The organism is Mycobacterium sp. SVM_VP21 (genome assembly GCA_024758765.1).
Classification (GTDB): domain Bacteria; phylum Actinomycetota; class Actinomycetes; order Mycobacteriales; family Mycobacteriaceae; genus Mycobacterium; species Mycobacterium heraklionense_C.
Genome location: CP101406.1, coordinates 4,853,984 through 4,869,901 on the forward strand (window position 1 = coordinate 4,853,984; position 15,918 = coordinate 4,869,901).

The following is a 15,918-nucleotide window of genomic DNA, read 5'->3' on the forward strand; positions in this document are numbered from 1 at the left end:
CGTCGGGCGATTGTTGCTGAGGCGCTGCGCAAGATTGATGATTTGACGGCGCGGTTGGCGGTTGTTCGTCCGGCGGTTCCAGCGTCGGCTCTCCTCCGTCGAACCTCGCTAAACCGCGGGGTTCGTCCGGCGGTTCCAGCGTCGGCTCTCCTCCGTCGAACCTCGCTAAACCGCCGCGATTCGTCCTGGCCTCCAGCATCGCGGTGTACGGGTCGCGCAATCCCCACACCGTCTCGGGCGTGCTGACCGCTGACACCCCAACCAATCCCGCCGACGTCTACGGCGACCACAAGTTGCAGGCCGAACAACTGGTACGCGCCTCCCCGCTGGATTGGGTCATCCTGCGACTGGGCGGGGTGATCACCGTCGACCCAGGCTCCTACATGAACCTCGACAACGTGTATTTCGAGCAACTGCTCCCCACCGACGGCAGGCTGCAGACCGTCGACGTGCGCGACGTCGCGTCCGCGTTTGTCGCGGCCACCACCGCGCCGGTCGTCGGGGAGACCCTGCTGATCGGCGGCGACGACTCGCACCGCCAGATCCAGGGCGACGTCGCGCCGGCGATGGCCGCCGCGTTGGGATTGGTCAACGGTCTGCCCGCCGGGCTGCCCGGCAATCCCGACCGCGACGAGGACTGGTTCAACACCGACTGGATGGACTCGAACCGCGCCCAGGAGGCCCTAGGCTTCCAGCACCACTCCTGGCCGGAGATGCTGGCCGAGACGGCGTCCCGAGCCGGCGCCCAGCGCTACCTGCTGCGGACCGTCGCTCCCCTGGCCCGCGCCGTGCTGCGGACCCGATCCCCCTACCACCGCAAGGACCAGCGGTTCGCCGATCCGTGGCAAGCCATCGCCGACAAATGGAGTGACCCACGCCCATGAACCACGACTTCACGCCCACCCAACGACGGGCGCTGGCGGTCTTCACCGTGATCGCGCTGCTATTCGGCGCCTACTTCCTACGCACCTACTTCGTGCTGATCGTGGTGGCCGCGGTCGGTGCCTACCTGTTCACCCCGCTGTTCCGGTTGCTCAATCGCAGGGTGTCCAGCGGGCTGGCGGCCACCGGGACCCTGCTGGCGGCCTTGGTCGCCGTCATCGTCCCGGTCGGATTGTCGGTCTTTCTGGCCGTCGCGCAGATCTCCCGCACCGTGGGCGAAGTCGCCGAATGGGTGCAGGCCACCGACCCCAACGCCCTGGGCGACAAGGTGTTGAAGTTCATCAACGGCGCGTTGGCCAAGGTGCCGTTCGTGCACGTCGAGCTGACCATGGAATCGCTGCGCGGGGCGATGGTGAACGTGGCGCAGAAGGGCGGCGAGCTGCTGCTGCATGTGTTGCAGGGCGCCGTCGGCGGAGTGGTGGGCGCGGTCACCTCGGCGATCATCTTCTTGTACGTGTTCCTGGCATTGCTGACCCACCGCGAGGAACTGCACACGCTGATCCGACGGCTCAACCCGCTCGGCGGCGAAGTGACCGATCTGTATCTGGCCAAGATGGGCTCGATGGTGCGCGGCACCGTCGGCGGACAGTTCGTCATCGCGTTCTGCCAGGGCGTCGCCGGGGCCGCCTCCATCTACATCGGCGGATTCCACCAGGCGTTCTTCATCTTCGCGATCCTGTTGACCGCCTTGTCGATCATCCCGCTCGGCGGAGGCATCGTGACCATGCCGTTCGGCATCGGAATGGCACTGTTCGGCAACGTCATCGGCGGGCTGTTCGTGTTCTTCTTCCACCTGATCGTGGTGACCAACATCGACAACTTCTTGCGACCGGTGCTGGTGCCGCGCGACGCCCGGCTCAATTCCGCCCTGATGCTGCTGGCTGTTTTCGCCGGGATTGCCATGTTCGGCTTCTGGGGCATCGTGATCGGTCCGGTGCTGATGATCATCATCGTCACCACCATCGACGTCTACCTGGCGGCATTCTCCAGCGAGGAGACGGGCGAGGAACTGTTCGCGGACAGTTAGCGCAATTGCGTTTTGCAGCCCAGCAAACCGATGTGATGACACGATCATCTCCGTGAGCGACGGTACAGTGCCGCATCTGCCGGTGCCGCTGACCAGTTTCATCGGGCGCCAGGGGCAAATCGACGAGCTGCGATCAGTGCTGGCCGTGCGCCGGCTGCTGACGCTCAGCGGCGCGGGTGGCTCAGGAAAGACCCGTTTGGCAATCGAACTCACCGGCCAAGTCGCCCGCCTCTTCACAGCGGGAGCCTGCTACGTCGACTGCACTCCGCTGGCCCACCCGGAACTGGTGACAGTCGCCTTCGCTCACGCACTGGGCCTGCCGGATCAACCTGGCCGATCGGCCACCGACAGCCTGCTGAACTTCATCGACGACCGGCAGCTGCTGCTGGTCTGCGACAACTGCGAGCACCTGCTGCACCCCATCGCATCCTTGGTCGACGTGCTGTTGACCACCTGCCCGAACTTGACGGTGTTGGCCACCAGCAGGGAGCCACTAGGACTCGGCGGGGAAACGACCTGGCGGGTGCCGTCGCTGTCGTTGGATGATGAAGCGTTGGCGTTGTTCGCCGATCGAGCTCGTCTGGTGCTCTCGACGTTCACCCTGACCGATGCGAACCGGGCGACGATCGCTGAGATCTGCCGGCGCGTCGACGGCATGCCGCTGGCGCTCGAACTGGCCGCCGCCCGCCTGCGTGCGATGTCGCCCAAGGAGATTCTTGCTGGGTTGCAGCATCGTTTCGAGCTGCTGACCGGCGGCGCCCGCACGGCGTTTCCGCGTCAGCAGACATTGCGGGCATCGGTCGACTGGTCGCATGCATTGCTTACCCCGAGTGAGCGCGTCCTGTTCCGGCGTCTTGCGGTGTTTGTCGGAGGATTCGATCTGCCCGCTGCCGCCGCGACTGCCTCGGGTCAGGGCCTAGCGGCTGACGAGATCCTCGAACTGCTCACCCAGCTGATCGACAAGTCGCTGGTGATCGTGGTCGACAACCAGGACCACACCCGCTATCGGCTGTTGGAAACGATGCGTGAGTATGCCTTTGAACGGCTCGAAGAGGCCGGCGAATGCGACGCCGTACGGTGCCGGCACCGTGACTTCTACGCGGCGACGGCATCCGCGATCGACGCACTGACACGAACCAGCTTGCAGCGCGGGCTTGAACGGGCGGTCTTGGAACTCGATAACTTGCGCGCCGCATTTGCCTGGAGTCGCCACTGCGCCGACAATGACACGGCGCTGGCCATGGCGTCGTCACTGCTTCCGCTTTGGCTGTCGTCGGGTCGTATTCTGGAGGGGCTGAACTGGTTTGACGCCGTGCTCACCAGCGATCTCTCTGCAGACGTGGCTCTCGATACGCGGACGGCCGCGCTGGCCGATCGCGCGCTGCTGGACGGTTGGGTGGGTAGTGCTCACGAGACCGAACCGGCCGAGCTCGCGGTGGCTCAGTCCCGAGCGCAGGACGACCAGGCGCTACTCGCACGAGCGCTGACCACCCGCGGCATCATCGCCGCGCTTCACGGCGAGCCGGGTGAACAGTATTTCGCCGAGGCCGCCGAACTGGCCCGGTCGGTGGACGACCGTTGGCGGCTCTGCCAAATCCTGGGCTGGCGAGCGAATATGGCCTTCCTGGAAGGTGATCGGATCGCAGTGCTCGCCGCAACCTCCGAAGGCGTCACGATCGCCGACGAGATCGGCGATCGGTTCACCGCCCGCCAGTGCCGCACATGGTCGGCCTGGGCTCAGCTGATCGCTGGACATGTGACAGCCGCGGCGGCGCAGTTCGGCGCTATAGCCGACGAAGCCCGCACCGACCGGGACGTGCTCTGGCAGGTGGTGAGTGGGCACTACCGTGCTCAATCCTTGATTTACCAAGGGGATCCGCGCTCTGCTGAGGCCGAGCTCTCCTCGACTGCGCCGGCAGCCGAGGAATTCGGCCAACTGTGGATGGGCAACTCGCGCGGGGTATGTGCCGTCGTGGCCTTGGCTGACGGCCGCATCGAGGAGGCGGACCACTGCAGCCGAGTGGCCTGGGAGTCGCTGTCTACGATTCCGTTGCACCAACGGATGTACACCTACATACTTGCCGAAGTCGCCCTGGCACGCGGTGATTTGACCGAGGCGCGCCAGGTGGCCGACGCGGCGGTCTCGTCCGCCACCGGGTGGCATCGCATCCTGTCGTTGGCCACCCGGGCTCGGGTGAGGTTGTCCGAGCGCGAGCCGGAACTCTGCGAGCGAGACGCCTACGCGGCGCTCACCCAAGCTGTAGACCTCGGCGCGCACCTGTCGCTGCCCGACCTGTTTGAATGCCTGGCGGCAGCTGCTTGCCTCAACGAAATTCCGCACCGTTCCGCACGGTTGCTGGGCGCCGCCGAAGGAATGCGCCGGCGAATGGGCGCAACGCGCTTCGCGGTTCACGAGGTCGCCAATCACGCCGCCCTGCGAGCAGTCCGCGATGCTTTGGGCGACAAAGATTTCGATGCCGCGTTCACCGAGGGTGCGACGCTGACCGACCTAGACGCGATCGGGTATGCGCAGCGAGGCCAAGGGCAACGCCGGCGACCTTCGATGGGTTGGGGATCACTGACACCGACCGAGCACGAGGTCATCCGGCTGGTGTGTGCTGGTCTTGCCAACAAAGAGATCGCCGCGCGTCTGCTGGTCTCGCCGCGCACCGTGCAGACCCATCTGACCCAGGTCAAGTCCACGGGCGTGGTGTACGACGTCGTCGTGTGATTCTTCGAGTTGGTGGTTCAGGCGGTCAGTGCCGCGGGGGTGTCCTCCTGTTCTGTCGGGGTGTCTCCCCCAGCTACCGTCGCCGCCGCCGTCGGTGACAAACCCGACCCGAGCGACTCCCAGAACCTCTCCCACACAAAATCCGGTACCCGCCGATCACCACGGCCCCGAAACCCCGCGTGATACCCCATACCGCACCAACACCTCTCGATCAGGTGTTGCAGCGATCACTTGAGCCTGACTCGCTACCGGCCTACCAAACCTCACACTCGCGAATTCGGCCCCGTCCGGCGTCGGGGATACTGCCACACGTGACGCTGACCGACGCGGCGTTGGCCGCCGAACTGGCAGTCGACGCCGGAAAGCTCTTGCTGGCGGTGCGTGACGAGGTGGGCTTCGCTCAACCCTGGCACCTCGGCGACACCGGTGACGGCCGAGCCAACCAGCTGATCATCCGCAGGCTCCGTGATGCGCGTCCCGGCGACGCGGTGCTCAGCGAGGAATCGCCGGACGACCTGGTCCGGCTGCGGTCAGACCGGGTCTGGATTGTCGACCCGCTCGACGGCACCCGCGAATTCACCACACCGGGGCGCGACGACTGGGCGGTGCACATCGCACTGTGGCAGCGTGGCGGCCCCGACGGCTCTGGCACCATCACCGACGCCGCGGTGTCACTGCCGGCCTACGACAACCGAAGCAACGTGGTCTTCCGCACCGACACCGTCACCCGGGCCCCAGCACCGACCGAGACTCCGAATCCCATTCGGGTCGCGGTCAGCGCGTCGCGGATGCCGGCGGTGGTTCGGCTCATCCGCGAGGTGTTGCCGGTGGAGCCGGTGCTGATGGGTTCGGCGGGCGCCAAGGCGATGGCCGTGGTGCGCGGCGACGTGGACGCCTACCTGCACGCTGGCGGGCAGTGGGAATGGGATTCGGCAGCCCCGGCCGGTGTGGTGTTGGCGGCGGGCCTGCATGCCTCGCGCATCGACGGGTCGCCGTTGCGCTACAACCGCCCCGACCCCTACCTGCCCGACCTGCTGATGTGCCGGCCCGATGTGGCGCCGATCCTGCTGGACGCGATGCGGCGGACGGTCCTTTAGAGGAGGGGCCTTAAAGTCGTGGGCATGCAATCGTGGTCCGCGCCGGCCGTTCCGGTCCTGCCCGGGCGCGGCCCGGCGCTGCGCCTCTATGACACCGCCGACCGGCAGGTGCGTCCGGTGTCGCCGGGCCCGACGGCCCGCATGTACGTCTGCGGCATCACGCCCTACGACGCCACGCATCTCGGCCACGCCGCCACCTATCTGGTGTTCGACCTGATTCACCGGCTCTGGCTCGACGCCGGCCACCAGGTGAGCTACGTGCAGAACGTCACCGACGTCGACGACCCGCTGCTCGAGCGCGCCGAGCGCGACGGAGTGCAGTGGCAGGAGCTGGCAGCCAGCCAGGTCGAGTTGTTCGGCGCCGACATGACCGCCTTGCGGGTACTGCCGCCCCGCGACTACGTGGCGGCCACCGAGGCCATTGACGAGGTAGTAGAACTCGTCGAAAAGATGCTCGCCGCCGGATCGGCCTACATCGTCGACGGCGACCACCCCGACATCTATTTCCGCGCCGACGCCACCGAGCAGTTCGGCTACGAATCCGGATTCGACCGCGCCACCATGCTGGAGCTGTTCGCTGAGCGCGGCGGCGACCCGGATCGGGCCGGTAAGGCCGATCCGCTCGACGCCCTGTTGTGGCGCGCCGCCCGCCCGGGCGAGCCCAGTTGGCCCGCGCCGTTCGGGGCCGGTCGGCCGGGTTGGCATGTCGAGTGCGCCGCGATCGCGTTGAGTCGTATCGGCTCGGGAATCGACATCCAGGGCGGCGGCTCCGATCTGGTCTTCCCGCACCACGAGTTCTCCGCCGCGCATGCGGAATCCCTCACGGGGGAGCGCCGTTTCGCCCGGCACTACGTGCACGCGGGCATGATCGGCTGGGATGGCCACAAGATGTCCAAGAGCCGCGGAAACCTGGTCCTGGTCTCCAAGCTGCGCGCCCAGGGAACCGAGCCGGCCGCGATCCGGCTGGGTCTGTTGGCCGGGCACTACCGCAGTGACCGGTTCTGGGACGACGCGGCCCTAGCGGCGGCCGAGGCGAGGCTGGACCGCTGGCGGGCCGCCACGACGCTTCCGGCCGGACCGGCTGCCGATGACGTCATCGCCCGGATGCGTCGCTATCTGGCCGATGATCTCGACACCGTCAAGGCGTTGGCTGCGTTGGACGGCTGGGCGACCGATGCGCTGGACTACGGCGGCCATGACGCTGCCGCACCGCGGTCGGTGGCCACGGCGGTCGATGCGCTGCTGGGTGTGGCGCTGTAGATCACCCGCGGCGGGGGTAGGTTGAGCCCATGTCTTCGATTCACTCCCAAGTCGTTTTCATCACCGGTGGCGCGCACGGTATCGGCGAGCAGCTAGCCCGCCGGCTGCACTCGCAGGGCGCCTCGGTGGTGGTGACCGACCTGGACGAGGCCGCACTCAACAAGCTGGCCGACGATCTCGGTGACCGGGCGCTCACCGCCGTGGCCGACGTGCGGGATCTGTCCGCGATGCAGGCGGTGACCGCGCAGGCCGTGCAGCGTTTCGGCGGCATCGACACCGTCGTCGCCAACGCCGGCATCGCCAGCTACGGGTCGGTGCTGCACGTGGATCCCGAGACGTTCAAGCGGGTCATCGACGTCGACGTGATCGGGGTGTTCAACACCGTGCGCGCCGCCTTGCCGTCGGTCATCGAGCGTCGCGGCTATGTACTGGTCGTGTCTTCGCTGGCAGCATTCACTCCGCTGGCCGGGATGGCGTCCTACGACGTGGCCAAGGCCGGGGTCGAGCACTTCGCCAGTGCATTGCGCCAAGAGGTCGCCTACCAGGGCGTCGAGGTCGGATCGGCGCACATGGCCTGGATCGACACACCCTTGGTTCGCGACACCAAGGCCGATCTGGGGGCCTTCGGCGAGATGCTGGCCAAACTGCCGTGGCCGCTGAACAAGACCACCTCGGTCGACAAGTGTGTGGACGCCTTCGTCGCGGGCATCGAGGGCCGCCGGCGCCGCGTCTACTGCCCGGGCTGGGTGGGGGTGTTGCGCTGGCTCAAGCCGGTGCTGACATTGCGGCCGGTGGAAGCCCCGTTCGTCAAGGGCGCCGCCACCATCGTCCCGAAGATGGACGCCGAAGTCGCCGCACTGGGCCGCTCCACCAGTGCCTACAACGAGGCCCGGGAAAAGGAGAAGTAGCTCGCTCGGCGGTTCAGCGAGGTTCGACGCAGGAGAGGCGAAGCTGGGACCGCCGCATGAGCCCGGCGGTTCAGCGAGGTTCGACGCAGGAGAGGCGAAGCTGGGACCGCCGCATGACCTGGAGGACAGTGAGAAAGTGTTGTGGTTAGCGGAAGTGGCTTGGGATGGCCTGCCGTAGACGGTGAGAGCCCGGTACGTGAAAACCCGATACCTGTCTTGTGATGTTTCCCGAGTAGCAGCGGGCCCGTGGAATCTGCTGTGAATCTGCCGGGACCACCCGGTAAGCCTGAATACTACTCGATGACCGATAGCGGATTAGTACCGTGAGGGAATGGTGAAAAGTACCCCGGGAGGGGAGTGAAATAGTACCTGAAACCATGTGCCTACAATCCGTCAGAGCCCTCCCTTGTGGTGGGGTGATGGCGTGCCTTTTGAAGAATGAGCCTGCGAGTCACCGGCACGTCGCGAGGTTAACCCGTGTGGGGTAGCCGCAGCGAAAGCGAGTCTGAATAGGGCGTATCCAGTCCAGAGGGGCTGGTGTAGTGGCGTGTTGTGGACCCGAAGCGGAGTGATCTACCCATGGCCAGGGTGAAGCGCGGGTAAGACCGCGTGGAGGCCCGAACCCACTTAGGTTGAAGACTGAGGGGATGAGTTGTGGGTAGGGGTGAAAGGCCAATCAAACTCCGTGATAGCTGGTTCTCCCCGAAATGCATTTAGGTGCAGCGTTGCGTGTTTCTCACCGGAGGTAGAGCTACTGGATGGCCGATGGGCCCTACTAGGTTACTGACGTCAGCCAAACTCCGAATGCCGGTGAGTGTAAGCGTGGCAGTGAGACGGCGGGGGATAAGCTCCGTGCGTCGAGAGGGAAACAGCCCAGATCGCCGGCTAAGGCCCCAAAGCGTGTGCTAAGTGGAAAAGGATGTGCAGTCGCTTAGACAACCAGGAGGTTGGCTTAGAAGCAGCCACCCTTGAAAGAGTGCGTAATAGCTCACTGGTCAAGTGATTGTGCGCCGATAATGTAGCGGGGCTCAAGCACACCGCCGAAGCCGCGGCAATACGTAAGTATTGGGTAGGGGAGCGTCCTGCATCCGGTGAAGCCACAGAGTGATCTAGTGGTGGAGGGTGTGGGAGTGAGAATGCAGGCATGAGTAGCGATGAGGCAAGTGAGAACCTTGCCCGCCGAAAGACCAAGGGTTCCTGGGCCAGGCCAGTCCTCCCAGGGTGAGTCGGGACCTAAGGCGAGGCCGACAGGCGTAGTCGATGGACAACGGGTTGATATTCCCGTACCCGTGTGTGGGCGCCCATGATGAATCAGTGGTACTAACCACCCAAAAGGTGGTCGATCAATCCTTTCGGGGAGCGACGATCACTGGCTGCGTGGGACCTTCGCTGGTAGTAGTCAAGCGATGGGGTGACGCAGGAAGGTAGCCGTACCAGTCAGTGGTAATACTGGGGCAAGCCCGTAGGACGTCAGATAGGCAAATCCGTCTGGCATCAAGTCCGAGAGGTGATGCATAGCCGATTGCGGCGAATTCGGTGATCCTATGCTGCCGAGAAAAGCCTCTAGCGAGCACATACACGGCCCGTACCCCAAACCAACACAGGTGGTCAGGTAGAGAATACCAAGGCGTACGAGTGAACTATGGTTAAGGAACTCGGCAAAATACCCCCGTAACTTCGGGAGAAGGGGGACCCTCATACCGTCAACACCCTTGCGGTGGGCAGCGGGAGGGGGTCGCAGAAACCAGTGAGAAGCGACTGTTTACTAAAAACACAGGTCCGTGCGAAGTCGCAAGACGATGTATACGGACTGACGCCTGCCCGGTGCTGGAAGGTTAAGAGGACCGGTTAACCCTTCGGGGTGAAGCTGAGAATTTAAGCCCCAGTAAACGGCGGTGGTAACTATAACCATCCTAAGGTAGCGAAATTCCTTGTCGGGTAAGTTCCGACCTGCACGAATGGCGTAACGACTTCTCAACTGTCTCAACCATAGACTCGGCGAAATTGCATTACGAGTAAAGATGCTCGTTACGCGCGGCAGGACGAAAAGACCCCGGGACCTTCACTATAGCTTGGTATTGATGTTCGATGCGGTTTGTGTAGGATAGGTGGGAGACTGTGAAACTCGCACGCCAGTGTGGGTGGAGTCGTTGTTGAAATACCACTCTGATCGTATTGGACCTCTAACTTCGAACCATGAAGCTGGTTCAGGGACAGTGCCTGGTGGGTAGTTTAACTGGGGCGGTTGCCTCCTAAAATGTAACGGAGGCGCCCAAAGGTTCCCTCAACCTGGACGGCAATCAGGTGTTGAGTGTAAGTGCACAAGGGAGCTTGACTGTAAGACTGACACGTCAAACAGGGACGAAAGTCGGGACTAGTGATCCGGCACCCCCGAGTGGAAGGGGTGTCGCTCAACGGATAAAAGGTACCCCGGGGATAACAGGCTGATCTTCCCCAAGAGTCCATATCGACGGGATGGTTTGGCACCTCGATGTCGGCTCGTCGCATCCTGGGGCTGGAGCAGGTCCCAAGGGTTGGGCTGTTCGCCCATTAAAGCGGCACGCGAGCTGGGTTTAGAACGTCGTGAGACAGTTCGGTCTCTATCCGCCGCGCGCGTCAGAATCTTGAGGAAACCTGTCCCTAGTACGAGAGGACCGGGACGGACGAACCTCTGGTATACCAGTTGTTCCACCAGGAGCACGGCTGGATGGCTACGTTCGGACAGGATAACCGCTGAAAGCATCTAAGCGGGAAACCTACTCCAAGACCAGGATTCTCACCCTTTTAGAGGGATAAGGCCCCCCGCAGACCACGGGATCGATAGACCAGACCTGGAAGCACCGCAAGGTGTGCAGGGAACTGGCACTAACCGGCCGAAAACTTACAACACAAAGAAACAAACAATGTGTTGCCCGCAACCACACCACAAAATACTCAAAGAACCCACACCCCACCACCAAACACACATGGTGACACAGGTGAACCACCCCACAGGGGGAACGGTCCACCAGAGGGAAAAGAAAATAGAGTTACGGCGGAAATAGCGACAGGGAAACGCCCGGTCCCATCCCGAACCCGGAAGCTAAGCCTGTCAGCGCCGATGATACTGCCCACACGGGTGGAAAAGTAGGACACCGCCGAACACAACATGGCTAGGAGCCTGGGTCGGTAACACGCCAGCCGGGGTGAACGTCTGATTGCTGGGTGCGGGCGATGATGGGGTGTGCCTGATGATCTCGGTGATGGTGGTTTGTTCGAGGTAGATCCTTCGCAGCGGGTGGATTTGGATTCGTTGGGGCCGAAGGCACCGGTGGACAAGACCTTCCGGGCGTTTAACCCGGATCAGGGGTTGTTGTTGCCGCCGTCGCTGGATGACTGGCTACCGGCCGATCACCTGGCCCGCTTCATCGCTGATCTGGTCGATGAGCACCTGGACCTGTCACGTATCACCGCGGCCTATACCGAGGTCCGTGGTGGGCCACCGTATGACCCGCGGCTGATGGTGCGCATTCTGCTGCATGGCTACACCACTGGAGTGCGTTCCTCGCGGAAACTGGAAGCCGCCTGTGTTGATGTGGTCGCGTTTCGGTGGCTGGCCGCAGGATCGGCCCCCGATTACCGGGCGATCGCCCGGTTCCGCAAACGCCACTTGTCCGCCCTGGGGCATCTGTTCGTCCAAGCCCTGGCGTTGTGTCAGGCCGCCGGCATGGTCAGTCTGGGCCAGGTGGCCCTCGATGGCACCAAGGTGCGGGCCAATGCTTCCAAGCGTAAGGCGATGAGCTATGCGCGGATGACTGAGAAGGAGAAGGTCCTCGCCGACGAGGTCTCGGCACTGTTGGCCGATGCCGAGCGCATCGACAAGGACGAGGACAAGAAATTCGGCAAGAACCGGCGCGGTGACGAACTACCAGCAGAACTGGCCCGCCGCGAAACCCGGCTGGCCAAGATCCGCGAGGCCAAGGCCGCATTGGAGGAAGAAGCCCGGCAGCGGGCTCGTGAGCAGGCAGAAGCCAAAGCACGCGAACGCGGCGACGATGACGACACCATCACCGGCAAGGGCGCCGAGGCTGCCGGCGCGGCCGTCCCGAAACCGAAGGCGCAGCGTAACTTCACTGACCCCGAGTCGAAGATCATGCTCACCGCCGATGGGGCGTTTCACCAGTGCTACAACGCCCAGACCGTTGTTGATGCCGACCACCAGGTCATCGTGGCCACCGCCGTGGGTACCAACGCCTCCGATGTGGGCACCTTGATGCCGATGACCGAACAAGCTGCCGACAACACCGGGCAGGTGCCCGGCCAAGTGCTTGCCGATGCCGGGTACTGCTCGGCTGACAATCTTGATCGTGCCGCCGACTTCACCACCGAGTGCGGCACCGAGTTCTTCGTCGCCACCGGCCGGGCCCGCCGCGGGGATCCGCCACCGGTGGCCCCACGCGGCCGGATCCCCAACTCGGCCACCGGCAGGCAGCGCATGGCCCGCAAGCTGGCCACCAAGACCGGCCGTCGCGTCTATGCACGCCGCAAGGCCATCGTCGAACCCGTCTTCGGCCAGATGGCCACCCTGCAAAACGCCAAACACCTACTGCTGCGCGGATTCGACCAAGCCCGCGGCGAATGGCTGCTGCTGGCCGCCTGCCACAACCTACGCAAACTCCACGGCCACATCGGGGTCCACGGACTGGCCGGGCTCGCCACCAGCTGAGCCGCCAACCGCTCGACCATTGATCGTGCGGCTACGGCGTTGATTGTGCGGCCAGGGCGGCGACACGCCGACGGCTACCGCCACCAGCGCACAATGAAACCGGCACCGCCGTGGACCCGCGCAAACCCTTACCGACCCACGCTCCTAGCCGTAGTGGGTCGTCGACCCTGGGTGGGGGCGTTGCGTTGTCGCGGTCGGTTGGTGCTGCTGGATGAGGGACGGGTGCCTGGCGCCCACGCTGATGTATGCAACCTCTGGTGTGGGTTATCTGGCGTCGTTCGGGCTGCCGTGGAGGCGAAGGGCCGGGTGCCAAGCTAACCTCGGCGTAGCCCGCGGATGGGTCCGCCATAGCGAGTACGGCATCTGGTCCGGCCCTTCGTCCCGTCCGTTTAGCGTGGCACTACCGACGGGAGTTGTGAAGGGATCTGGTCGGTTCCTTTCGTTGGTGAACAGTCAGGCCCAGCGGGTCGGGTCGTAGGGGGTGTGGTCGCGCACCAGGGCATGCGCGATGCGGGTGGCGCGGTTGGCCAGTGCGCAGGCGATGACCCCGCCGCGCTTGCCGCGGGCTTTGAGTCCGCTGGCGTAGGTCTTGGCCGCCGGCTCGGTCAGCCACAGCCCGATTCCGAGGTCGATCAGGGCGCGGCGCAGTGCCACGCTGCCTTCTCGACTGATGCCGCCGTCGCGGCGCTTGTGTGCGGATTCGTACTGCATCGGCGACAGTCCCGAGGCGCGGTAGATTTGTCGCGGGCCGGGCCAGCGGCCCGGATCGCCAAGGGCAGCAGCGTAATTGGACGCCCGCACCACTCCCCAGCCCGGCACTGTCGTCAACGTGGTGAACGGACTGCGCGGCAGCAGCGCCTCCAACCTATCCTCAGCGGCCTGGATTTGCGTGTCCAGATCGGTCAGCAGGTTCAGGTCGGCGGCCAGGATCTGGCGGGCGATCACCGCATCACGGGTGGGCAGCGCTTCACGGGCCGCGGCGACCAGGCGCTCGGCGACGGGGCGGCGCAGCTGCAGGTCCCGGGCCGCGGCGAAGCGGATCAATCGGTTGGGTCCGAGGGCGGCCAACCGCGACGGATCGGAAAACTCCGCGGCGATCAGCCGACCGATCTTGGTGGCCAGCACATCCGGCAGCGCCAGGGTCAGTCCGGGAAAGGCTCGATCCAGCTGGCCGAGTAGTTGGTTCTTCGTCGCCGTGCGGGTGGCCACCCGCCGGCTCCGATGCCCGGCCCAGGCACTAAGTTCACCGATCACCGCATCGCGGTCGCTGACCGGGCGTCCGTGCCCGGCCAGCACCAACTCGGTGATGGCCTCCAGGTCGATGACGTCGGTCTTGATACGGCGTCGGCCCTGCACGCGGCGCTGTTCGGCGACATGGGCGGGATTGAGCTCCACCACCTCCCAGCCGTCCGGCCAGCGATAATCGAGCACCGGACGGTGATAGTGGCCCGCGGCCTCGACAGCGACCTTGACCTGCCCCGACACCGGAACCACAGCCATGATCGCGACCGCGGCCCGGGTCAGGCCGGAGCGGTTCATCGCGAACTCCGTGGGGCTGACCAGCTGATCGCGGGCCGCGTCGGTCACCGAAAACAATGCCGAGGTCTTGCCGACATCAACGGCGACGACGATCGTGGACGACGTGACTGGAGCACTCTGCACAGACACAACAACACCTCCGGGGTGTGTCAGGAAGGTCCGCGTGCGCCAACACACGGGCCCAACAAGGAATCAGTTACAGATCCCTTCCTGACACCTCCGGAGGCATTTGAGAAGGACCAACTTGATCTATATCAGCGAGCCTCGACGCAGGAGAGGGGTTGCGTCCAGCAGAGTGGTGTACGAGTCGGACCTGATCAGCGGGACCGGCGTGTCGTTGCCGAATGATTGAAGGTCATCGCGTGATTCTTCGAGAGACCCGTCAAAGTCACTCGAGCAAAGGAATCAACGCGATGACCACTGCCCACAATATCGACCTGCCCGCCGTGCTTGCCGAACGACTCACTACAGCGCATCCTGACGTGCTGCGTGAGCTGCTGGCCACGTTCATCCACACCCTGATGGGCGCTGAGGCCGACGCCCTGTGCGGCGCCGGCTACGGCGAGCGCAGCACCGAGCGGACCAACTCCCGCAACGGCTACCGGCACCGCCAGTTCGATACCCGCGCAGGCAGTCTCGATCTGGCGATCCCCAAGCTGCGCCAGGGCTCGTACTTCCCGGACTGGCTGCTGGAACGCCGCAAACGCGCCGAGCGGGCGCTGACCACGGTGGTGGCGACCTGCTACCTGCTGGGGGTGTCCACCCGACGGATGGACAAGCTCGTCGAAACTCTCGGCATCACGTCGCTGTCGAAGTCGCAGGTTTCGGTGATGGCCAAGGAGCTTGACGCCGCCGTCGAGGCCTTTCGTACCCGACCACTGGACGCCGGCCCGTACACGTTCGTCGCCGCCGACGCCCTGGTGCTCAAGGTCCGCGAAGGCGGGCGGGTGGTCAACGTGCACGCCCTGATTGCCGTCGGGGTCAACGCCGAGGGCTACCGTGAAATCCTGGGCATCGACGTGTCCACCGCCGAAGACGGTGCCGGCTGGCTGACGTTCTGGCGGTCACTGACCGCCCGCGGGCTGTCGGGGGTGAAGCTGGTCACCAGTGACGCCCACGCCGGGCTGGTGGCCGCGATCGGGGCCACTTTGCCCGGCGCGGCCTGGCAGCGCTGCAGAACCCACTACACGACGAATCTGATGAGCGTCACACCGAAGGCGTCGTGGCCGTGGGTGCGGACCTTGCTGCATTCGGTATTCGACCAACCCGATGCTGAATCTGTTGGAGCACAATATGATCGGATCATCGACGCACTGGCTGACAAGCTGCCCAAGGTCGCCGAACACCTCGAGATCGCCCGCCCGGACCTGCTGGCGTTCACCGCGTTCCCCAAACAGATCTGGCGCCAAATCTGGAGCAACAATCCCCAGGAACGGCTCAACAAAGAGATCCGCCGCCGTACCGACGTCGTCGGCATCTTCCCCGACCGCAACGCCCTGATCCGCCTCGTCGGCGCCGTACTCGCCGAACAACACGACGAATGGGCCGAATCCCGGCGCTACCTCGGACTCGACGTCCTCAGCAAATCACGCACCGTCGGAGACACCCCGACAGAACAGGAGGACACCCCCGCGGCACTGACCGCCTGAACCACCAACTCGAAGAATCACACGACGACGTCGTACACCACGCCCGTGGACTTGACCCGC

The 15,918-nt window shown here is 64.6% G+C and carries 8 protein-coding genes, 2 rRNA genes and 1 pseudogene; 10 read left to right on the forward strand and 1 reads right to left on the reverse strand.

Going from position 1 to position 15,918, the window contains the following annotated elements; genetic code table 11:
• The first annotated feature begins 167 nt into the window (after positions 1 to 167).
• The 9 genes and pseudogenes from NM962_22675 to NM962_22715 all read left to right on the forward strand — a co-directional run bounded on the left by NM962_22675 (position 168) and on the right by NM962_22715 (position 12,670).
• Positions 168 to 884 (forward strand): annotated as a pseudogene (locus NM962_22675) (NAD(P)-dependent oxidoreductase).
• A complete protein-coding gene (locus NM962_22680) occupies positions 881 to 1,969 on the forward strand; it encodes an AI-2E family transporter (protein UVO12587.1) in 1,089 nt (362 codons plus the stop codon). The pseudogene NM962_22675 and the gene NM962_22680 overlap by 4 nt, the downstream one beginning before the upstream one ends.
• A gap of 52 nt (positions 1,970 to 2,021) precedes the next feature.
• The gene (locus NM962_22685) at positions 2,022 to 4,700 is read left to right on the forward strand and encodes a LuxR C-terminal-related transcriptional regulator (protein UVO12588.1); all 2,679 of its coding nucleotides are present in this window, start codon (positions 2,022 to 2,024) and stop codon (positions 4,698 to 4,700) included.
• Positions 4,701 to 5,002: 302 nt separating this feature from the next.
• Positions 5,003 to 5,797, forward strand: coding sequence for a 3'(2'),5'-bisphosphate nucleotidase CysQ (locus NM962_22690; protein UVO14914.1), 795 nt, complete (start codon positions 5,003 to 5,005; stop codon positions 5,795 to 5,797).
• 24 nt (positions 5,798 to 5,821) lie between these two features.
• Positions 5,822 to 7,057 (forward strand): cysteine--1-D-myo-inosityl 2-amino-2-deoxy-alpha-D-glucopyranoside ligase, encoded by a 1,236-nt coding sequence (gene mshC, locus NM962_22695; GenBank protein UVO12589.1) that lies wholly within the window; start codon positions 5,822 to 5,824, stop codon positions 7,055 to 7,057.
• A 29-nt stretch (positions 7,058 to 7,086) separates the two neighbouring features.
• Positions 7,087 to 7,965 (forward strand): SDR family oxidoreductase, encoded by an 879-nt coding sequence (locus tag NM962_22700; protein UVO12590.1) that lies wholly within the window; start codon positions 7,087 to 7,089, stop codon positions 7,963 to 7,965.
• A gap of 21 nt (positions 7,966 to 7,986) precedes the next feature.
• Positions 7,987 to 10,855 (forward strand): 23S ribosomal RNA (locus NM962_22705).
• A gap of 140 nt (positions 10,856 to 10,995) precedes the next feature.
• Positions 10,996 to 11,108: ribosomal RNA gene (rrf, locus tag NM962_22710) — 5S ribosomal RNA — on the forward strand.
• Positions 11,109 to 11,257: 149 nt separating this feature from the next.
• On the forward strand, positions 11,258 to 12,670 hold the full coding sequence (locus NM962_22715) for an IS1182 family transposase (protein ID UVO14915.1): 1,413 nt from the start codon (positions 11,258 to 11,260) through the stop codon (positions 12,668 to 12,670).
• A gap of 453 nt (positions 12,671 to 13,123) precedes the next feature.
• Here NM962_22715 and NM962_22720 read toward each other — a convergent pair whose 3' ends face one another.
• On the reverse strand, positions 13,124 to 14,338 hold the full coding sequence (locus NM962_22720; protein UVO12591.1) for an IS110 family transposase: 1,215 nt from the start codon (positions 14,336 to 14,338) through the stop codon (positions 13,124 to 13,126).
• A 284-nt stretch (positions 14,339 to 14,622) separates the two neighbouring features.
• On the opposite strand from NM962_22720, the gene NM962_22725 reads away from it, so the two are divergent.
• Entirely contained in the window at positions 14,623 to 15,858 is a 1,236-nt protein-coding gene (locus tag NM962_22725) for an IS256 family transposase (protein UVO12592.1), read from the forward strand.
• The last annotated feature ends 60 nt before the right edge of the window (positions 15,859 to 15,918 follow it).

Coding starts and splice junctions, on each gene's coding strand:
- NM962_22680 (UVO12587.1), top strand. CDS start 881: ATGAACCACGACTTCACGCCCACCCAACGACGGGCGCTGGCGGTCTTC.
- mshC (UVO12589.1), top strand. CDS start 5,822: ATGCAATCGTGGTCCGCGCCGGCCGTTCCGGTCCTGCCCGGGCGCGGC.
- NM962_22700 (UVO12590.1), top strand. CDS start 7,087: ATGTCTTCGATTCACTCCCAAGTCGTTTTCATCACCGGTGGCGCGCAC.
- NM962_22725 (UVO12592.1), top strand. CDS start 14,623: ATGACCACTGCCCACAATATCGACCTGCCCGCCGTGCTTGCCGAACGA.